This window comes from Kitasatospora sp. NPDC056184, assembly GCF_042268405.1.
Classification (GTDB): Bacteria; Actinomycetota; Actinomycetes; order Streptomycetales; family Streptomycetaceae; genus Kitasatospora.
In genome coordinates, this window is the sequence record NZ_JBHJUI010000030.1 from 12,594 (window position 1) to 32,183 (window position 19,590).

16 protein-coding genes are annotated in these 19,590 nt (G+C 74.2%); 11 read left to right on the forward strand and 5 right to left on the reverse strand.

Annotated features, from left to right (window positions below; translation table 11 throughout):
- Window positions 1–181: 181 nt before the first annotated feature.
- From ACFC0B_RS35765 to ACFC0B_RS35790, 6 genes are all read left to right on the forward strand, one after another.
- On the forward strand, window positions 182–1,147 hold the full coding sequence (locus ACFC0B_RS35765) for a RimK family alpha-L-glutamate ligase (RefSeq protein ID WP_376095867.1): 966 nt from the start codon (window positions 182–184) through the stop codon (window positions 1,145–1,147).
- Window positions 1,144–2,049: a RimK family alpha-L-glutamate ligase gene (locus ACFC0B_RS35770; protein WP_376095869.1), complete on the forward strand. Its 906-nt coding sequence runs from the start codon at window positions 1,144–1,146 to the stop codon at window positions 2,047–2,049. Before ACFC0B_RS35765 ends, ACFC0B_RS35770 begins: the two co-directional genes overlap by 4 nt.
- Window positions 2,050–2,101: 52 nt before the next feature.
- On the forward strand, window positions 2,102–2,932 hold the full coding sequence (locus tag ACFC0B_RS35775) for a putative RNA methyltransferase (protein WP_376095872.1): 831 nt from the start codon (window positions 2,102–2,104) through the stop codon (window positions 2,930–2,932).
- Between the two features lie 115 nt (window positions 2,933–3,047).
- Complete coding sequence (locus ACFC0B_RS35780) at window positions 3,048–4,424, forward strand: AAA family ATPase (protein ID WP_376095875.1); 1,377 nt, start codon at window positions 3,048–3,050, stop codon at window positions 4,422–4,424.
- Window positions 4,421–4,801 carry a nucleotide pyrophosphohydrolase gene (locus tag ACFC0B_RS35785; RefSeq protein WP_376095878.1) on the forward strand — a complete coding sequence of 127 codons (381 nt, stop codon included), beginning with the start codon at window positions 4,421–4,423 and terminating at the stop codon, window positions 4,799–4,801. The genes ACFC0B_RS35780 and ACFC0B_RS35785 overlap by 4 nt, the downstream gene beginning before the upstream one ends.
- A gap of 145 nt (window positions 4,802–4,946) precedes the next feature.
- Window positions 4,947–5,516: a DUF6099 family protein gene (locus ACFC0B_RS35790; RefSeq protein WP_376095881.1), complete on the forward strand. Its 570-nt coding sequence runs from the start codon at window positions 4,947–4,949 to the stop codon at window positions 5,514–5,516.
- A gap of 220 nt (window positions 5,517–5,736) precedes the next feature.
- Here the strand turns inward: ACFC0B_RS35790 and dapD are convergent, their stop codons facing one another.
- Window positions 5,737–6,726 (reverse strand): 2,3,4,5-tetrahydropyridine-2,6-dicarboxylate N-succinyltransferase, encoded by a 990-nt coding sequence (gene dapD / locus ACFC0B_RS35795; protein ID WP_376095884.1) that lies wholly within the window; start codon window positions 6,724–6,726, stop codon window positions 5,737–5,739.
- Window positions 6,727–6,853: 127 nt separating this feature from the next.
- On the opposite strand from dapD, the gene ACFC0B_RS35800 reads away from it, so the two are divergent.
- From ACFC0B_RS35800 to argF, 3 genes are all read left to right on the forward strand, one after another.
- Window positions 6,854–8,464 carry a 3' terminal RNA ribose 2'-O-methyltransferase Hen1 gene (locus tag ACFC0B_RS35800; RefSeq protein WP_376095887.1) on the forward strand — a complete coding sequence of 537 codons (1,611 nt, stop codon included), beginning with the start codon at window positions 6,854–6,856 and terminating at the stop codon, window positions 8,462–8,464.
- Complete coding sequence (locus ACFC0B_RS35805) at window positions 8,461–11,097, forward strand: polynucleotide kinase-phosphatase (RefSeq protein WP_376095890.1); 2,637 nt, start codon at window positions 8,461–8,463, stop codon at window positions 11,095–11,097. The genes ACFC0B_RS35800 and ACFC0B_RS35805 overlap by 4 nt, the downstream gene beginning before the upstream one ends.
- 112 nt (window positions 11,098–11,209) lie before the next feature.
- Window positions 11,210–12,211: an ornithine carbamoyltransferase gene (argF, locus tag ACFC0B_RS35810; RefSeq protein ID WP_376095893.1), complete on the forward strand. Its 1,002-nt coding sequence runs from the start codon at window positions 11,210–11,212 to the stop codon at window positions 12,209–12,211.
- A gap of 9 nt (window positions 12,212–12,220) precedes the next feature.
- Here the strand turns inward: argF and ACFC0B_RS35815 are convergent, their stop codons facing one another.
- The 4 genes from ACFC0B_RS35815 to ACFC0B_RS35830 all read right to left on the reverse strand — a co-directional run bounded on the left by ACFC0B_RS35815 (window position 12,221) and on the right by ACFC0B_RS35830 (window position 14,952).
- Entirely contained in the window at window positions 12,221–12,769 is a 549-nt protein-coding gene (locus ACFC0B_RS35815) for a superoxide dismutase family protein (RefSeq protein ID WP_376095896.1), read from the reverse strand.
- Between the two features lie 93 nt (window positions 12,770–12,862).
- Window positions 12,863–13,270: a type II toxin-antitoxin system VapC family toxin gene (locus ACFC0B_RS35820; RefSeq protein WP_376095899.1), complete on the reverse strand. Its 408-nt coding sequence runs from the start codon at window positions 13,268–13,270 to the stop codon at window positions 12,863–12,865.
- A 38-nt stretch (window positions 13,271–13,308) separates the two neighbouring features.
- Window positions 13,309–14,361, reverse strand: coding sequence for a hypothetical protein (locus ACFC0B_RS35825; RefSeq protein WP_376095902.1), 1,053 nt, complete (start codon window positions 14,359–14,361; stop codon window positions 13,309–13,311).
- A gap of 54 nt (window positions 14,362–14,415) precedes the next feature.
- On the reverse strand, window positions 14,416–14,952 hold the full coding sequence (locus ACFC0B_RS35830; RefSeq protein ID WP_376095905.1) for a SigE family RNA polymerase sigma factor: 537 nt from the start codon (window positions 14,950–14,952) through the stop codon (window positions 14,416–14,418).
- A 342-nt stretch (window positions 14,953–15,294) separates the two neighbouring features.
- Between ACFC0B_RS35830 and acnA the strand changes: the two genes are divergently transcribed.
- The gene (acnA, locus tag ACFC0B_RS35835; protein WP_376095908.1) at window positions 15,295–17,958 is read left to right on the forward strand and encodes an aconitate hydratase AcnA; all 2,664 of its coding nucleotides are present in this window, start codon (window positions 15,295–15,297) and stop codon (window positions 17,956–17,958) included.
- A 215-nt stretch (window positions 17,959–18,173) separates the two neighbouring features.
- Entirely contained in the window at window positions 18,174–19,523 is a 1,350-nt protein-coding gene (locus tag ACFC0B_RS35840) for a glycoside hydrolase family 18 protein (protein ID WP_376095911.1), read from the forward strand.
- Window positions 19,524–19,590 lie beyond the last annotated feature (67 nt).

A 19,590-nucleotide genomic window follows, 5' to 3' on the forward strand; every position in this document is an offset into this window, starting at 1 on the left:
CTGCGGGCGCCGACCTGCGGGGAAGCCGGCCGGCTCGGGCATTTCCGCGCGATTGTTGCCGAACGCTTACAGGCCGGGCGATCTTGTGTACGGACCCCATGGCATCCTGGGGCCTTTACAGCTCTGCCGGACGGGAACGGCGGACGTCCGCGCTGGGCGAAGCGAGGGGGATGACTGGCTCATGAGGCTCTGCTTTCTGGTGGAGGAGCACTACCGGCACGACGGCATGCCGCTCGACGTCGTACGCCAACTCACCGCGTGGGGGCACCGGGTGGACGTGCTGCGCCCCGGCGACTCGCTGATGGCGATCTCCGAGGCGGTCCGCGCCGGCAGCCACGACGCCTGGGTGCTCAAGACCGTCTCCGGCGGGCCCGGCCTCACCCTGCTGGAGGCCGCCGCCGCCGTCGGCCTCACCACCGTCAACGACGTCCGCTCGATCCGCGGCGTCCGCGACAAGGCACTCGCCTCGGTCATCGCCCGCACCCGCGGGCTGCCCGTCCCCGTCACCTACGCGGCCGCCCGCTGGGAACGGCTCGCCGAGATCCCCGCCGCCGAGTACCCGCTGGTCGTCAAGCCCGCCGACGGCAGCTCCGGGCGGGCCGTGCGGCTGGTCCGCGACCCCGGGCACCTCGCCGAACTCGGCCCCCTGCTCGCCGGCGAGGGCCTGCTCATCGCCCAGCCGTACGTGCCCAACTCCGGGACCGACCTCAAGGTGTACTGCGTCGACGGCGAGCTGTACGCCACCGAGCGGTGCTCGCCGCTCAACCCCGACCAGGGGGTGCGGGAGCGGCAGGTGCCGCTGCCGGCCGAGGTCGCGCGGATCGCCGCGCAGGTCGGCGAGGTGTTCGGGCTCGACCTGTACGGCGTGGACGTGCTGCTCGGGCCGGACGGGCCGGTGGTCGTCGACATCAACGACTTCCCGAGCTTCCGGCAGGTACCGGACGCGGTCGCCCGGGTCGCCCGGGCGGTCCTGCGGCTGGCCCGCACCGGCACCGCGGTCACGGCGCCGGCGGTCGCGCTGGACACCTCGGGACTGGACGCCTCCGGGCTGGGGGCCGTCGGGCTCGGCGCGCCGGCGGTCCGGATGCCCGCCCAGGGCGGGGCCGCGGTGGGGATCGGCGGCGTGGGCGTCGGCGGCGCGCTGTGAGGATCGGGCTGATCACCTCCGCCCCCGACCACCCGCTGCTCGCCGCGGCCGGCGCGCTGCTCACCGCGCGCGGCCACCGCGTCGAGGCGCTCGACCCGGCCGCCCCCGGGCCGGCGGGCCCGCCCGCCGACGTCTACCTGCTCAAGGCCCGCACCCCGGCGGCCCTCGCGCTCGCCCGGTCGCTGGAGGAACGCGGCGCCCCCGTCGTCAACCCGGCCGCCGCCACCGAACTCTGCCAGGACCGCACCGCCATGGCCGCGCTCGCCCGGCGGGCCGGCCTGCCCTTCGCGCCCACCCGCACCGCCGACGGCCCCGCCGCGCTGCTCGCGGCCGCCGAGGCGGGCGACCTCCCCCTCCCGCTGGTCGTCAAGAGCCGGCGGAGCCGGCGCCACGACCTCGTCGCCCGGGTCGACGACCTCGCCCGGCTGCGCACCCTCGCCGAGCAGTGGCCCGGCGAGCCCGTCGTCGCCCAGCCCTACCTGCCGAGCACCGGCTGGGACCAGAAGCTCTGGGTCGTCGACGGGCAGCTGTTCTGCACCCGCCGGCGCTCCGAACTCGCCGACCCCGGCCACGCCGGGCCGCCGCACGGCGCGCACGGACCAGGTCCGGAGGACGGGTTCGGACCGGACGACCTGCCCGCCGACCGGGCCCGGCTCGCCCTGCGCGTCGGCGAGGTGTTCGGCCTCGACGTCTACGGCGTCGACCTGCTGGACGGGCCGGACGAGCCGGTCGTCGTCGACGTCAACGCCTTCCCCGGCGTCCGGGGGCAGGCCGGCGCGCCCGAGGCGCTGGCCGCGCTCGCCCTGCGGGCCGCGGACGCGGGCCCCCGGAGGCCGCCGTCCCTGCCCGGCCCGCGGACGGCCGCCCCGGCGGATGCGGGACCGGGCGCCGCCGCTCGTTAGGCTGGCACCCCCGGCCCGAGCACACGACCGGGCCGCGAGAGAAGACGGACCCTTGCTGCAGGACATCGAGCCCTACCTGGCCTGCCCGCACTGCGCGCAGCCGCTCACCCTCGACGGGCGCACCCTGCGCTGCCCCGCCGGACACAGCCACGACGTCGCCAAGCAGGGCTACGTCAGCCTGCTCGCCGGCGACGCCCACACCGGCACCGGCGACACCGCCGACATGGTCGCCGCCCGCGGCGACTTCCTCGCCGCCGGCCACTACCGGCCGATCGCCGACGCCCTCGCCGAGGCCGCGGCGGCCGCCGAACCCGAAGGACTCGTCGCCGACCTCGGCGCCGGCACCGGCCACTACCTCGCCCACGTCCTCGACGCGCTGCCCGGCCGGCCCGGCGCCGCCCTCGACATCTCCAAGTACGCACTGCGCCGCGCCGCCAGGGCCCACCCCCGGATCGGCGCCGTGGTCTGCGACGCGTGGCGCCCGCTGCCGCTGCTGGACGCCTCCGCCGGGCTCGTCCTCAACGTGTTCGCCCCGCGCAACGGCCCCGAGCTGCGCCGCGTGCTGCGGCCCGGCGGCACCCTGCTGCTCGTCGCGCCCACCTCGCGCCACCTGCGCGAACTCGTCACCGCCCTGGGACTGCTGTCGGTGGACGAGGAGAAGCAGCGGCGCATCGACGAGAAGCTCGGCCCGCACCTGACGCCGGCCGGGCAGCACGAGGTCGAGTTCACGCTGCGGCTGTCCGCCGAGGACGTGCGGACCGTGGTCGGCATGGGGCCGAGCGCCTGGCACACCGACCCGGCCCGGCTGGCGGAGCGGCTCGCCGCGCTGCCGGACCCGGTCGAGGTGACCGCCTCCGTCACCGTCGCCGCCTACCGGCGCTGAGCCGCGGGCCGACGGCGGCGCGCGGAGCCGGGCCCGCGCCGCCCGCCACCCCGATGGGATGAATCTGCCGGGCAGGCACGTTTCTGCCTCCCGAGCGGAAGCTAACGTCCGACGCGTGAACCGCGACGCCACCCGGCCCGCCGTGCCGGCCCACCCGCAGCAGCGCAGCCCGGACCCCGGCGAGCCGACCGTCCGGCGCCCGATCGTCGAGGAGATCCGGCTCACCTCCTTCAAGTCCTACCGGCGCGCGAGCCTGCCGCTCGCGCCCCTCACCGTGCTGCACGGCCCCGCGGGCGTCGGCAAGTCCAACGCCCTCGACGCCCTCGCCGTCCTCTCCCGGCTCGCCCTCGGCGAGGAGATCGGCGCCTCCCTCGACGGACGGCCCGGGACCACCGGCCCGCTCGCCGGCCCCGTCCGCGGCGGCCTCGACGGCTGCGTGCCGCACGGCCGCAACGCCTTCATCCTCGGCTGCACCGTCCGCTCCCCGGACGGGCCGATCGGCCTCGAAGTCGTCGTCCGCACCGACGGACCGGTCCGCATCGCCCGGGAACAGCTCACCCTCGACGGCCGGACCCTCGTCGAGACCGGCGAGCAGGACCTGCGCAACCGCCGGGTCAACGTCAGCTGGCACAACGACACCCGGCAGGGCGACATCCGCGCCCCCTTCCCCAGCGGCACGCTGATCACCGCCCAGATCCCGCTGCGGGTCGCCGGCTCCTCCCCCGGCGAGCGCAAGGTCCTCGCCGCCGCCGAACAGCTGCTCACCGCGCTGCGCGAGGTCTTCCCCGTCCACCCCGTGCCCGCGCTCATGCGCGGCTGGGCCCGGCCCCACCCACAGGCCCGGCTGCTCAGCACCGCCGCCAACATCTCCGCCGTCATCGCCCGGCTCAGCAACGAATGCCCCCGCCGCTACGGGCAACTGCTGCGCGTCGTCCAGTCCGCCGCCCCGCACCCGCTGCTCGGACTCGACCTCGCCCACCGCGGCAGCGGCGCCGACCGGAGGGTGCTCGCGGTGTTCGACGAGGGACTCCTCGGACGCACCGGCGCCGACCAGGCCTCCGACGGCATGCTGCGCCACCTGGCGTTCGCCGCGGTGCTGCTCACCGGCGCCGGAGTGCTGGACCTCGACGTGGCCGTCGAGGTGCCGTGGGCGCAGCGGCAGCTGACCGTGCTCGCCGACGACCTCGGGGCCGGGCTCGGCACGGACCAGAGCGCGTCGCTGCTGCGGCTCGCCCGGGACATGGCCGGGCGCAACCAGCTGCGGGTGCTCGCCACCCTCCAGGAGCCGGCCGCGGCGCGGGACGCGCTGGGCGGGGCGGGCGCGGTGGGCGGGCCGGCGGCGGTGGTGGAGTGCCGGCGCGACCCCGGCTCGGGGCTGACGGTGCTGCGGGCCGAGACGGCGCGGGTGCCGGTCCAGGTGGTGCGGGACGGTTCGCCGGCTTCGGCGCCGGTCCGTCCGGTGACGGGGGATGCGGTAAACCTGGACGGGTGAACGAAGAAGAGAGCGATGTGTCCGGGCCGACGCTGGAAGGGCTGCGGCAGCGGCTGACGGAGTTCGCCGCGGCGCGGCGTTGGGAGCCCTTCCACACGCCCAAGAACCTCGCCGCGGCGCTGACCGTCGAGGCCGGCGAGCTGCTGGAGATCTTCCAGTGGCTCACGCCCGAGCAGGCGGCGGCGGTGATGGCCGACCCGGACCGCGCCCACCGGGTGCGGGACGAGGTGGCCGATGTGCTCGCCTACCTGCTCCAGTTCTGCACGGCGGTCGGGGTCGACCCGCTGACGGCCCTGGCGGCCAAGATCGAGCGGAACGAACTGCGCTTCCCGGTCCCCGGTGCCCTCGGCGACGTCAACCCGGAGAGTGCCTCCTAAGCCCTGTGGGGGACGGAAGTTGTCCACAGCCCCCGGGTTGTCCACAGCTTTCCGTCGCTTGCGTGCAGGCGCTTCCGTCCCGGCGCACCCTCTCACCGTGACCGCGCGGCAGGGCGCCGCGCGGGTGACGGAAGGAGCGCGGGGCATGGAGGCGCTGCGACTGATCAAGACCGCCCGGCACGCCCTGGCGGAGACCAGGAACATCCCGGACGTGCTGGCCGAGGCCCGGCAGGCGGCGCTGCTCGCCGAGGCGGTGGGCACCCGGCTCGCGCGGGATGAGGACGGCGAACTCGCCGGCCTCGGAAGCCTGTTGGGTGAGGCCGCGTTGCACGCGGTGGGCTGCCTGGACCACGCGGCCGGGGACGTGGCGGGGGCGTCGGCCTTCGGGCCGGCGAGCCGGGCGCGAAGGCTCGGCGACCTCGGCGAGCTCGGGCCGATGCTGGACGAACTCGGCGGACTCCTGCGGGACATCGGGGAGACGCTGGTCGTGCTGGCCTGCGGGGCGGACACCGAGAGCCTCTACTGGGCGTGCATCGACGGCGTCGACGCCGGGGCCGAGTGCACCCAGCTGGTGGGCCAACTGTGCGACGCGGTCCGGCGGATCGGGGGTGAGCGACCCGAGGAGGCGGAGCACGCGGAGCGTTTACTGCTGCTCGAACTCGACCCGCCCGGCGAGCGGGCGGAGGAGGTGGTGGTCAGGGCACCGGTGGGTTGAGGGCCGGTGAGGTCCGTCATCGCCCTCGGGGCGGCCGGCGCCGCCGTCCCGTCGAGCGCGGGCGAGGGAACCTCCGCGGCCGGGTGGTGCGGAGCAGGAAGTCGGGCCCGTCGACTTTTCGCTCCGAGGCTGGCCCGAGGGGCGGATACGGGTGACTGAAACGGGTGATGCCGGGCTTCGAGGAGGCCTCGAAGCCCGGCATCACGGGTGCGCGGGTGGGTCAGTTGTGGGCGTGGAGGTCGGCGTTGAGGCCGCCCCAGGAGCCGGAGCGGGCGATGACCTCGACGGCGCCGGTCTGGGAGTTGCGGCGGAAGAGGAGGTTGTCCTGGCCGGACAGCTCGACGGCCTTGGCCACGGCGCCGTCCGGGGTGGTGACCCGGGTGCCGGCGGTGACGTAGAGGCCGGCCTCGACGACGCAGTCGTTGCCGAGGGAGATGCCGATGCCCGCGTTGGCGCCCAGCAGGCAGCGCTCGCCGACGGAGACGACCTGCTTGCCGCCGCCCGACAGGGTGCCCATGATCGAGGCGCCGCCGCCGATGTCGCTGTGGTCGCCGACCACGACGCCCGCGCTGATCCGGCCCTCGACCATCGAGGTGCCGAGGGTGCCGGCGTTGAAGTTGACGAAGCCCTCGTGCATCACGGTGGTGCCCGCGGCCAGGTGCGCGCCGAGGCGGACGCGGTCCGCGTGGGCGATGCGCACGCCGGACGGGGCGACGTAGTCGGTCATCCGCGGGAACTTGTCGATCCCGTAGACGGCGAGCTGCCCGCCCTGGGCGCGCACGGCCAGCCGGGCCTGCTCGACCTTGTCCACCGGGACCGGGCCGATGCTGGTCCACGCGACGTTGGCCAGCAGGCCGAAGATGCCGTCCAGGTTCTGGCCGTGCGGCCGGACCAGGCGGTGGCTGAGCAGGTGCAGACGCAGGTAGACGTCGTGCGTGTCGAGCGGCTTCTCGTCCAGCGAGGCGATGGTGGTGCGCACGGCGACCACCTCGACGCCGCGGCGGGCGTCGGCGCGCAGCGCCTCGGCGGCGCCCGCGCCCAGCTCGGCCTCGGCCTGCTCGGCGGTCAGGAGGACGGTCCCGGCCGGGCCGGCCTCGGCGGTCAGCGCGGGAGCCGGGTACCAGGTGTCGAGGACGGTGCCGTCCGCGGCGATGGTGGCCAGACCTGCGGCAACGGCGCCGCTCACGGGGGTGGTGGATTCTGCAGTCACATCGTGCACGTTAACGAATCCGGGCCGCCGCTGCCGAACACGCCCACCGTCCGGACCAGGCCCGTCGGCCCTCGGCGGCGACAAAATGCGGTGCCGGGGAAGCCCGCTCTCGGCAATACTCCGACGGGTGTTCATGTCGATCTCCACCACAGGTACCGCCGCGAGCCCGGCCACTGACCTGGGCTTTCTGCTGCACAAGCACCCCGGCAAGGTCCAGCGCTTCTCCACGGCGCACGGTGAGGCGCACGTCTTCTACCCGGAGGCGGGCGACGAGGCCTGCACCGCCGCGCTGCTGCTCGACGTCGACCCGATCGCGCTGGTCCGCAGCGGCCGGGGCAAGGGACGCGCCGGCTCGCCCGACCTCGCGCTCGCCCAGTACGTCAACGACCGCCCCTACGCGGCCTCCTCGCTGCTCGCGGTGGCGCTGCGGACGGTGTTCCGGACCGCGATGAAGGGCGTCTGCGAGGCTCGCCCCGGGCTGGCCGACCGGCCCCGCCCGCTGCGGATCTCGCTGCCGGCCGTGCCGGTCGGCGGTGGCCACACCGCCGAGGGGGCCGCCGCGGCGATGGTGGTCCGGCTCTTCGAGCCGCTGGGCTGGCAGGTGGAGGCGACGGCGATCCCGCTGGACGCGGCCTTCCCCGAGTGGGGCGAGTCGCGCTACGTCCGGCTGGAGCTGTCGGCGGAGCGGGCCCGGCTGGCCGACGCGCTCCAGCAGCTGTACGTGCTGCTCCCGGCGCTGGACGGCGCCAAGCACTACTGGGTGGCCCCGGACGAGGTCGACAAGCTGCTCGCCGCCGGCGAGGGCTGGCTGGCCGGGCACCCGGAGCGGGCCCTGATCACCCGCCGCTACCTGTCGCGGCGCTGGTCGCTGACCCGGCGGGCGATGGAGCGCCTGGAGCTGGCCCGGCTGGCGGAGGCCGACGACCGCGAGGCCGAGGAGGTCGACAACGCGGTCGACGACACCACGGAGGAGACCGGGCAGGAGCAGGATCAGGCGCAGGAGCGGAGCGAGCAGCGGCCGCCCTCGCTGGCCGAGCAGCGCCGCGCGGCGATCCTGGCCGCGCTGCGCGAGGTCGGCGCGGCCCGGGTGGCCGACCTCGGCTGCGGCCAGGGCGAGCTGATCGGCGCGCTGCTGAAGGACCCGCGCTTCACCGAGGTGCTGGGCGTGGACGTGTCGGTGCGGGCGCTGTCCGCGGCTGCCCGCCGACTGCGGCTGGACCGGATGCCGGAGCGTCAGGCGAACCGGGTGCGGCTGGTCCAGGGCGCGCTGACGTACACGGACGCGCGGCTGAAGGGCTTCGACGCGGCCGTGCTCTGCGAGGTGATCGAGCACCTGGACCTGCCGCGGCTGCCCGCCCTGGAGTACGCCGTGTTCGGGGCGGCCCGTCCGCCGGCGGTGGTCGTCACGACGCCGAACGCCGGGTACAACGTCCGGTGGGAGAGCCTGCCGGCCGGCCACCTCCGGCACGCCGACCACCGCTTCGAGTGGGACCGCGCCGAGTTCCGGGCCTGGGCCGAACGGGTCGCCGCCGCGTACGGCTACACGGTCGACATCCGCCCGGTCGGCCCGCTGGACGACGAGGTCGGCGCGCCGACCCAGCTCGCCCTGTTCCGCCTCGGTGACGGGGCGGAGCCCGGAGGGAACCCGGCCGCCGCAGCCGAACCGGGCAGCACAGCGGCCGCGGACAGCACCGACAGCACCGACAGCACGACGCCCGAAGGGGGCGAGACCCGATGACCGACGAGACCGACGCGACCCAGCCCGCCGACGCCGCACCGACCGCACCGACGACACCGGCCGCTTCCCGCCGCCTGCCGGTGACGGACGTCTCCCTGGTCGTGCTGATCGGCACCAGCGGCGCGGGCAAGTCCAGCTTCGCCCGCAAGCACTTCCGGCCCACCCAGGTCGTCTCCTCGGACTTCTGCCGCGGCCTGGTGGCCGACGACGAGAACGACCAGTCCGCCTCCGCCGAGGCCTTCGACGTGCTGCACTACATCGTCGGCAAGCGCCTCGCCGCCGGCCGGCTGACCGTCGTGGACGCCACCAACGTCCAGCCGGAGGCCCGCCGCCAGCTGATCAGGATCGCCCGCGACCACGACGTGCTGCCGATCGCCATCGTGCTGGACGTCCCGCCGGGCGTCTGCGCCGAGCGCAACCGCTCCCGCCCCGACCGCCAGCTGCCCGCGCACGTCGTGCCGCGCCAGCACCGCGAGCTGCGCCGCTCCCTGCGCGGTCTGGAGCGCGAGGGCTTCCGCAAGGTGCACGTCCTGCGCGGCGAGGCCGAGGTCGAGGCCGCCGAGATCGTGCCGGAGAAGCGCTTCAACGACCTGCGCCACCTCACCGGCCCGTTCGACATCGTCGGTGACATCCACGGCTGCCGCGCGGAGCTGGAGACCCTGCTCACCCGCCTCGGCTGGACCCTGGTGCGGGACGACGCCGGGCGCCCGGTGGACGCGGTGCACCCCGAGGGACGCACGGCCGTCTTCGTCGGCGACCTGGTCGACCGCGGCCCGGACACGCCGGGCGTGCTGCGCCTGGTGATGGGCATGGTGGCGGCCGGGCACGCGATCTGCGTGCCGGGCAACCACGAGAACAAGCTCGGCCGGGCGATGGACGGCCGGAAGGTCACCGTCTCGCACGGCCTCCAGGAGTCGCTGGACCAGCTGGCGGGGGAGTCCGAGGAGTTCCGGGCCGAGGTCCGGGCGTTCATCCGCGGCCTGGTCAGCCACTACCTGCTGGACGGCGGCGCCCTCGTGGTCTGCCACGCCGGCCTGCCGGAGAAGTACCACGGCCGGGCCTCCGGCCGGGTGCGCTCGCACGCCCTGTACGGGGACACCACCGGTGAGACCGACGAGTACGGCCTGCCGGTGCGCTACCCGTGGGCGGAGGAGTACCGGGGCCGGGCGCTGGTGGTCTACGGCCACACGCCGGTTCCGGTGGCGAGCTTCCTCAACAACACCATCTGCCTGGACACCGGCTGCGTCTTCGGCGGCAGCCTGACCGCGCTGCGCTACCCGGAGCGGGAGCTGGTCGGCGTCGAGGCCGAGCAGGAGTGGTACGCGCCGGTGCGGCCGATGCGCACGGACGCGCCGGGTGCCCGCGAGGGCCGACCGCTGGACCTCGCCGACGTGGCGGGCCGCCGGGTGGTGGAGACCTCGCTGCACGGACGGGTCGCGGTCCGGGAGGAGAACGCGGCGGCGGCGCTGGAGGTGATGAGCCGGTTCGCGATCGACCCCCGGCTGCTCGCCTACCTGCCGCCGACCATGGCGCCGAGCGCGACCTCGGGCCGGGCCGGCTACCTGGAGCACCCCGACGAGGCCTTCGCCGCCTACCGGGCGGACGGCGTCGAGCGGGTGGTCTGCGAGGAGAAGCACATGGGCTCCCGCGCGGTGGTCCTGGTGGCCCGGGACGGGGCGGCGCTGGAGAAGCGGTTCGGACCGGCCGGCCCGGGCGCGATCTGGACCCGCACCGGCCGGGCGTTCCTCGGGGACGACGCGCTCACCGCCGCGGTGCTGGACCGGCTGCGGGCGGCCGCCGAGCGGTCCGGGCTGTTCGAGGAGCTGCGCACCGACTGGCTGCTGCTGGACGCCGAGCTGATGCCGTGGTCGCTGAAGGCCGTCGAGCTGCTGCGCCGGCAGTACGCGGCGGTCGGCGCCGCGGCGGGCGCGGCGTTGCCGCAGGTGCTGGCCGCGCTGGAGCTGGCGGGCGGGCGCGGGCTGGACGTGGCCGCGCTGACCGGGCGCCAGCGGCAGCGCGCCGCCGACGCGCAGGCGTTCACCGAGGCGTACCGGCGGTACTGCTGGCCGACCGAGGGCCTGGCCGGGATCCGGCTGGCGCCGTTCCAGGTGCTGGCCGCCGAGGGGGCGAACCTCGCGGTGCGCCCGCACGACGAGCACCTCGCCTGGATCGACCGGCTGGTCGAGGCGGACGGGGCCTACGCGGCCGCCCCGCTGCTGCACCGGACCGGCCGCCTGGTGGTGGACACCGCCGACGAGGCCTCACTCGCCGCGGGCGTCGCCTGGTGGGAGGAGCTGACCGCGGCGGGCGGCGAGGGCATGGTGGTCAAGCCGCTGGCCTCGCTGGTGCGCGGCCGGGCGGGGCAGGGCCGACCGGGCGGGCTGGTCCAGCCCGGGGTGAAGGTGCGCGGGCGCGAGTACCTGCGGATCATCTACGGCCCGGACTACACCGAGCACCTGGACCGGCTGCGGCAGCGCTTCCTCGGGCACAAGCGCTCGCTGGCGCTGCGCGAGTACGCGCTCGGCCTGGAGGCGCTGGACCGCCTGGCGGCGGGCGAACCGCTCTGGCGGGTGCACGAGCCGGTCTTCGCCGTCCTCGCCCTTGAGTCCGAGCCGGTGGATCCACGACTCTGAGGGGACGGGCGGGCGGGGACGGCGGTCTCGATGCATAGAAATTCTGAGCATCGTATAGACTTGCCGCTTTCCGCCCGCCCGTCACCGTCATCGTCACACCCAGGAGCCCGGCATGGCCTACAACCTCCGGAACAGGCACTTCCTCAAGGAGCTCGACTTCACGGCCCAGGAGTTCCGCTTCCTGGTGGACCTCGCCGCCTCGCTCAAGGCGGCGAAGTACGCGGGCACCGAGCAGCCCCGGCTGCGCGGCAAGAACATCGCGCTGATCTTCGAGAAGACCTCCACCCGGACGCGCTGCGCCTTCGAGGTCGCCGCCCACGACCAGGGCGCCACCACCACCTACCTGGACCCGGCCGGCTCGCAGATCGGCCACAAGGAGTCGATCAAGGACACCGCCCGGGTGCTCGGCCGGATGTTCGACGGCATCGAGTACCGCGGCCACGGCCAGACGGTGGTCGAGGAGCTGGCCGCGTACGCGGGGGTGCCGGTCTGGAACGGCCTCACCGACGAGTGGCACCCCACCCAGATGCTCGCCGACGTGCTCACCGTCACCGAGCACACCACCAAGCCGCTCACCGAGGTGGCGCTCGCCTACCTCGGCGACGCCCGCTCCAACATGGGCAACTCGCTGCTGGTCACCGGCGCGCTGCTCGGCCTGGACATCCGGATCGTCGCCCCGCGCGCCCTGTGGCCGGACGAGGAGGTGCGCAAGGCCGCGCAGGCGCTCGCCGGGACGAGCGGCGCCCGGATCACCCTCACCGAGGACGTCGCCGCCGGCGTGGCCGGGGCCGACTTCCTCTACACCGACGTCTGGGTCTCGATGGGCGAGCCCAAGGAGGTCTGGGCCGAGCGGATCGCGCTGCTCAAGCCGTACCAGGTGTCGATGGAGACCGTGCGTGCCACCGGCAACCCGCAGGTGAAGTTCCTGCACTGCCTGCCGGCCTTCCACGACCTGGGCACGGTGGTCGGCCGGCAGCTGTTCGAGGAGACCGGCATGGCCGAGCTGGAGTGCACCGACGAGCTGTTCGAGTCGGCGCACTCCGTCGTCTTCGACCAGGCCGAGAACCGCCTGCACACGATCAAGGCGGTCCTGGTCGCCACCCTCGGCGGCTGACGGCGACCGTTACTCCGCCCCGTCCGCGCCCTCCAGGTTCACGCAGGCGACCCGGTCGGCCGCGCCGTGCGCCCCGGCCGGCTCGCCCGCGTGCAGCACCAGCGAGCGGGCCCCGCCCGGCCGGGGCCGCCAGGCCACCGCGGCGGCGGCGCTGCCCCCGCCCCGCGCGTCGGTGCGCAGGGTGAGCCGCAGCTCGTTGCGCCCGTTGGCGTACGCGGGGTCGGTGGACGGGCTGACCGGGTCCACCACGTCCTGGTAGTGCGGTCCGGACGCGGCCGGATCGGCCCCGCACGCCCGGGTGTGCAGGTGCACCGGGAACGCGTGGTCGGCGGCCACCCCGGCCACGGTCACCGTCAGGACGGTCCGCCCGGGCAGCGAGCGGTCCACCACCACCCGGACGTGCGAGCCGTACGGGACCAGGTCGGGCGCATGGCTGACCGCGGCCGGCGGGACGAACGCGGTGGCCGGGTCGAAGTCGGCCTCGGTGACCGCGACCGGGAGGGCGGCGGGCGCCAGCAGGGCGAACGGGAGCAGCGCGGCGGCGAGCGGAGCGGGCATCGGCGAACCTCTTCGCGTGGGGGGCCGGGGAGGCCGGACGCCCCGTTCAACGGCGCGCACCGCCCCCCGGACACGCCCCCGCACCCGCCCGCGCTACCCGTCGGCCCGCCGGATCCCCCGGATCTCGCAGCGCGGCCCGCTGGCCCGCATCAGCCGCAGGTCGGCCGTGACCAGCGGCGCCCCGAACCGCTCCGCCACCGCCACGTACGCGGCGTCGTCCGGGGTGAGGTTGTCCTTCAGCTCCCAGATCCGCCCGAGCAGCGGCTCGACCGGGACCTTCCGGATCGCCAGCCCGGGCAGTTCGGCGGCGAGCTCGCCGACCCGTTCGGCGGTGAGTTCGCGCGCCAGGTAGAGGCCGCGCAGCGACTGCATCACCTCGATGACGACGTGCTCGGGCGCCACCCACTCGCCGCCCGCGGCCAGCTCGGCGCGGGCCGCGTTACCGCGCTCGCCCTCGTCCGCCAGCGCCAGCACCAGCGCGGACGCGTCCACCACGATCACCGTCGGCCCCCTGTCATTCCCGGCGTGTCACTCCGGGGTCACCGTACCGGGGTCGGGTCGCCGGTCGTCGCGTCGCCCGGAACGTAGATCGTGGTGTAGAGCGGCGTGGCGAGCGGCTCCTGCTGGAACGGCTGGACGGCCTGCTCGGCCTGCTGCGCCGTCCCGGGGGTGATCCAGTCCTGGAGACCGGCGGTCATCGCGAGGTCCTTGATCTGGTCGAGACCGAGCGGCAGCCCGCTGCGGGTCAGCGTGTAACCGGAGGCGCCGGCCACTTTCGCCGTGTTGGTGACACGGACCCGCACCTGGGTGTGGTCGGCGCGCAGCAGGTCGACGGTGCGGGCGAGACGATCGCCCTCGGCCTGCTCGGTGACGAGCAGGAGGCTGCCGTCGGCTAGTACGGCGTCGGAGCAGTGCTGGAGCTGATTGACGAAGTTGGCCATGCCGCAGGTGTAGGCGTACGCGATGTGGCTCCGCCCCCTGGCCCGGTCGGTGCTGTCGCCGAGGAGGTTGTCGCCGCCGATGTCGCCGTTGACCGCGACAGTGATGGTGGCGGGGCCGGTGCCGTCGTCGTAGGAAAGGGTGCCGCGACTGCGCACGCCGGGGTCTGCCGGACTGGGCCCGTAATTGTTCGCGCTGGGCCGGCCGGGCTCGGGCCAGGGATCGGCGCCAAAAGCGAGGTCGTTCCAGACGGCGACCGTGGAGCTGCCGGAGTAGCCGGAGGTGGTGCCGCCGGGCGGCAGGGCCTGGATGACGGCCTGGAGGGCGGCGTGGCCGGTCAGGGCGACCTTGCCGGCGTTGGCCCCGGTGCCCGGAACCTGCTGCTCGTGGCCGGTCGAGGCCGCGGCCCGGATCCGGCCGCCCGTCGCGGACCCGTCGCCGGGCTGCAGGGCGACCGCGCCGCCGGCCGTCAGCACGGCGACGGCGGCGACCGCGCCGGTGACGGCGGTGCGGCGGCGGCGCCGGATGCGGCGGCCCTGCTCGGCGGCGCCGGCGACCAGCGGGCCGAGGTCGGCGCCGACGCCGCCCATCGCCTGCTCGAAGGTGGCGGACAGCCCTCGGCCGTCCCCGGTGGTGTCGTTCAGTTCGTCCATGGTGGTTCCTCGGTTCCTTCCGGATGAGCGGGATGAGGTGGACGGGAGGGGCCGTCAGGCGACGGTGAGCTGCTCGGCGGCCTGCGGCCCGAGCACGCCGCGCAGCCGCCCGAGGGCGCGCAGCGCCTGGCTGCGCACCGCCCCGGGGCTGACGCCGAGTTCGGCGGCGGTCTCCTCGACGCTGCGGTCCTCCCAGTAGCGCAGGACCAGGACGGCCCGGTCCCGGCGGGGGAGTTCGGCGAGCGCGGCGAGCAGGGTGACCCGCAGGGCCGGGTCGCCGGCCGCCGGGGCGGTGCTGCCGGGCGGCTCGGGCAGGTCGCCGAAGGCGGGCCGTTCGCCGCTGCGCCGCAGCCGCCGGTGGGAGAGGTAGGTGCGGACGAGCACGCCGCGGGCGTAGGCCTCCTGGCTGTCGGCCCGGCGGACCTTGGGCCAGGCGGCGTAGAGCTTGGCGAGGGTCGTCTGGGTGAGGTCCTCGGCGAGGTGCCAGTCCCCGCAGAGCAGCAGCGCGGTGCGGAAGAGGTGCTGTCCGCGGGCGTGGGCGAACGCCTCGAACTCGGCGTTCTCCCCGGCCCGTCGTGTCTTCCCGATCACGCTGTTCCCCGCCCCTCCGTAGCTCCGGGGCGGTGTCCGTCCGCCCCCTGTGCCCGGATAGACGCGTGAGCCCGGGGACCGCGTTACGGGAGGGTTCGGCGGGGGTCCGGGGAGGATGCACCCGGTGGGGGCAGGCTGGGGGTGGTGCCGACGTGGCGGACGCGGCGGCATGCACTATGGTTTATCTCGACATCGAGATAACTCCGCCTTACGATATATCTCGACATCAAGATACTTGCCGAGAGGCGCTCACCGGCGGTGCGGGCAAGGTCAGCCTAAGTAAGGGTGACCTTACCACCGTGGCGGCCGGATACCGCACGAAGCACCTAGAAGGAGTCAGTCGTGTCCGCGAACAGCTTCGACGCCCGCAGCTCGCTGCAGGTGGGCGACGAGTCGTACGAGATCTTCAAGCTCTCCGCCGTCGAGGGGTCCGAGCGGCTGCCCTACAGCCTCAAGGTGCTGCTGGAGAACCTGCTCCGCACCGAGGACGGCGCCAACATCACCGCCGACCACATCCGTGCCCTCGGCGGCTGGGACGCCGACGCCCAGCCGAGCCAGGAGATCCAGTTCACGCCGGCCCGCGTGATCATGCAGGACTTCACCGGTGTGCCGTGCGTGGTCGACCTCGCCACCATGCGCGAGGCCGTCAAGGAGCTGGGCGGCGACCCGGCCAAGATCAACCCGCTGGCCCCGGCCGAGCTGGTCATCGACCACTCCGTCATCGCCGACAAGTTCGGCACCCCGGACGCCTTCGTCCAGAACGTCGAGATCGAGTACGGCCGCAACAAGGAGCGCTACCAGTTCCTGCGCTGGGGCCAGACCGCGTTCGACGAGTTCAAGGTCGTCCCGCCGGGCACCGGCATCGTCCACCAGGTGAACATCGAGCACCTGGCCCGCACCGTCATGGTCCGCGGCGGCCAGGCGTACCCGGACACCTGCGTCGGCACCGACTCGCACACCACCATGGTCAACGGCCTGGGCGTGCTGGGCTGGGGCGTCGGCGGCATCGAGGCCGAGGCCGCCATGCTCGGCCAGCCGGTCTCCATGCTGATCCCGCGCGTCGTCGGCTTCAAGCTGACCGGCGAGCTGCCGGCCGGCACCACCGCCACCGACCTGGTGCTCACCATCACCGAGATGCTGCGCAAGCACGGTGTGGTCGGCAAGTTCGTCGAGTTCTACGGCGACGGCATCGGCGCCATCCCGCTGGCCAACCGCGCCACCATCGGCAACATGTCGCCGGAGTTCGGCTCGACCTGCGCGATCTTCCCGATCGACGCCGAGACCATCAACTACCTGAAGCTCACCGGCCGTGACGCGCAGCAGCTCGCCCTGGTCGAGGCGTACGCCAAGGAGCAGGGCCTCTGGCACGACCCGTCGGTCGAGCCGGTCTACTCCGAGTACCTGGAGCTGGACGTCTCCACCGTCGTCCCGTCGATCTCCGGCCCGAAGCGCCCGCAGGACCGCGTGATCCTGGCCGAGGCCGCCGAGCGCTTCGCCGAGGCGCTGCCGACCTACTCCGCCGAGGCCTCCAAGCCGACCGCCGTCACCGCCCCCGACGGCTCGTCGTACCGGATCGACAACGGCGCGGTCGTGATCGCCTCGATCACCTCCTGCACCAACACCTCCAACCCCTCCGTCATGCTGGGCGCCGCCCTGCTGGCGAAGAAGGCCGTGGAGAAGGGCCTGACGGTCAAGCCCTGGGTCAAGACCACCCTGGCGCCCGGCTCCAAGGTCGTCATGGACTACTACGAGAAGGCCGGCCTGCTCCCGTACATGGAGAAGCTGGGCTTCAACCTGGTCGGCTACGGCTGCGTCACCTGCATCGGCAACTCGGGCCCGCTGCCCGAGGAGGTCTCGGCCGCGGTCAACGAGTCCGACCTGGCCGTCGTCTCGGTGCTCTCCGGCAACCGCAACTTCGAGGGCCGGATCAACCCCGACGTCAAGATGAACTACCTGGCCTCCCCGCCGCTGGTGGTCGCCTACGCCCTCGCCGGCAACATGAACGTCGACATCACCAAGGACGCCCTGGGCCAGGACGCCGACGGCAACGACGTCTTCCTCGCCGACATCTGGCCGTCCGAGCAGGAGGTCGCCGACACCGTCGCCGGCTCCATCGACGAGGCCATGTTCGACAAGGGCTACCAGGACGTCTTCGCCGGCGACCACCGCTGGCAGTCGCTCCCGGTCCCGACCGGCAACACCTTCGAGTGGGACGCCGAGTCCACCTACGTCCGCAAGCCCCCGTACTTCGAGGGCATGGCCAAGACCCCGAGCCCGGTGACCGACATCGCCGGCGCCCGCGTCCTGGCCAAGCTGGGCGACTCGGTCACCACCGACCACATCTCCCCGGCCGGCAACATCAAGCCGGGCACCCCGGCGGCGCAGTACCTGACCGCCAACGGTGTCGAGAAGCGCGACTTCAACTCCTACGGCTCGCGCCGCGGCAACCACGAGGTCATGATCCGCGGGACCTTCGCCAACATCCGCCTGCGCAACCAGATCGCGCCGGGCACCGAGGGCGGCTACACCCGCGACTTCACCCAGGCCGACGGCCCGGTGTCGTTCATCTACGACGCCTCGCAGAACTACCAGGCCGCCGGCACCCCGCTGGTCGTCCTGGCCGGCAAGGAGTACGGCTCCGGCTCGTCCCGCGACTGGGCCGCCAAGGGCACCGCGCTGCTCGGCGTCAAGGCCGTCATCGCCGAGTCCTACGAGCGCATCCACCGCTCGAACCTGATCGGCATGGGCGTCCTGCCGCTGCAGTTCCCGGAGGGCGAGAACGCCGACTCCCTCGGCCTGACCGGCGAGGAGACCTTCTCCTTCACCGGCGTGACCGAGCTCAACGAGGGCCGCACCCCGGCGACCGTCAAGGTCAAGGCCGTCGGCGCGGACGGGACCAGCAAGGAGTTCGACGCGGTCGTCCGCATCGACACCCCCGGTGAGGCGGACTACTACCGCAACGGCGGCATCCTGCAGTACGTGCTGCGCAGCCTGATCAACGGCTGAGCACCGCGCTGAGCGCCGAGGAGGCCGGACCGCACCCGCGGTCCGGCCTCCTCCGTCGTTCCCGGCGCTTCGCCCGCCGGCCGCCCCGGCTTTGCCGGCCTTTTGCATAGTGCGCCGCCTCGGCCGGTCCTCTTGTGCGGTGCGGGCGCGATGGACTAAACCTCTTTCCCAGCTGGTCCAGACCAATTGACGCTGCTTCAGAGAATAGGTCCGGTATGCCCATTCGTCGCCCCGCCCTGCTCGCCGCCGCCACCGTCGCCGCGCTGCTCGCCTCCACCGCCGCCACCGCCACGGCCCATGCCGCCGACGGCGCCAAGGGCCCCAAGCTGAAGGGCCAGCGGGTCGGCTACTTCACCCAGTGGGGCGCCGACAGCTCCGCCAAGCGCGTCCAGGAGACCGGCCAGGCCGGGCGGCTCACCGTGATCAACTACGCCTTCGGCAACGTCTCCGCCGAGGGCACCTGCTTCGAGAGCAACGAGTCCGGCCAGGGCGACGCCTACAACGACTACCAGCGCGCCTTCTCCGCCGCCGACTCGGTGGACGGCGTCGCCGACGCCCCGGGCCAGGCGCTGAAGGGCCACTTCAACCAGCTGCGCAAGCTCAAGGCGCAGAACCCGCAGCTCAAGGTCGTCATCTCGCTGGGCGGCTGGAGCTGGTCCAAGTACTTCTCGGACGCCGCCGCCACCGACGAGGCCCGCAAGAAGTTCGTCTCCTCCTGCATCGACCTCTACCTGAAGGGCGACGTGCCGCGGCTGGCCGACTCCCCGGAGGGCGGCGCCGGCGCGGCCGCGGGCGTCTTCGACGGCATCGACGTCGACTGGGAGTACCCGGGCGGCGGCGGTGACGCGGGCAACGTGGTCCGCCCCGAGGACGGCCGCAACTTCACCCTGCTGATGGCCGAGTTCCGCGAGCAGCTGGACGGGCTGGCCGCCGAGCGCGCCGAGGCCGCGGGCAAGGGCAAGGGCAAGAAGCCCGAGCACTACCTGCTGACCGCCGCCGTCGCCGCCAACGAGACCGTCGCCGACCGGCTGGAGCTGCCCGAGCTCGCGGCCTCCGTCGACTGGCTCAACCTCATGACCTACGACCTGCACGGGCCGTGGGAGGGCAAGGGCCCGGCCAACCACCAGGCCCCGCTGTACTCCGACCCCACCGACCCGGACGCCCGGCAGCGCAGCGCCGACAAGGCCGTCGACCACTACGCCCAGCGCGGCCTGCCCTCCCAGCAGACCGTCCTCGGCGCGCCGTTCTACGGCCACGGCTGGACCGGCGTGCCGGCCGGCAACCGCGGCGGCCTCTACCAGAAGGCCACCGGTACCGTGCCGGACCTCTCCTACAAGGAGATCAACGCGCTGCCCGGCACCACCTACCTGGACCGCGACCACGGCGCGTCCTGGAAGTACGACGGCACCACCTTCTACAGCTTCGACTCGGCCGAGGTGCTCACCGAGAAGGCCCGCTACGCCCGCTGGAACGACCTGGCCGGTGTGATGGTCTGGTCGCTGGACGGCGACGACGCGCAGGGCAGCGGGATCGCCGCCCTGGACAAGGGCCTGCGCGGCAAGTGACCCGGTGCTGACCGCCCGCTGAGAACGGGAGGGCCCGCCGCGACACGCGTCGCGGCGGGCTCTCCGG

Coding starts and splice junctions, on each gene's coding strand:
- argF (WP_376095893.1), top strand. CDS start 11,210: ATGGCCTACAACCTCCGGAACAGGCACTTCCTCAAGGAGCTCGACTTC.
- ACFC0B_RS35815 (WP_376095896.1), bottom strand. CDS start 12,769: ATGCCCGCTCCGCTCGCCGCCGCGCTGCTCCCGTTCGCCCTGCTGGCG.
- ACFC0B_RS35765 (WP_376095867.1), top strand. CDS start 182: ATGAGGCTCTGCTTTCTGGTGGAGGAGCACTACCGGCACGACGGCATG.
- ACFC0B_RS35840 (WP_376095911.1), top strand. CDS start 18,174: ATGCCCATTCGTCGCCCCGCCCTGCTCGCCGCCGCCACCGTCGCCGCG.
- ACFC0B_RS35790 (WP_376095881.1), top strand. CDS start 4,947: ATGGAGGCGCTGCGACTGATCAAGACCGCCCGGCACGCCCTGGCGGAG.
- ACFC0B_RS35805 (WP_376095890.1), top strand. CDS start 8,461: ATGACCGACGAGACCGACGCGACCCAGCCCGCCGACGCCGCACCGACC.
- ACFC0B_RS35825 (WP_376095902.1), bottom strand. CDS start 14,361: ATGGACGAACTGAACGACACCACCGGGGACGGCCGAGGGCTGTCCGCC.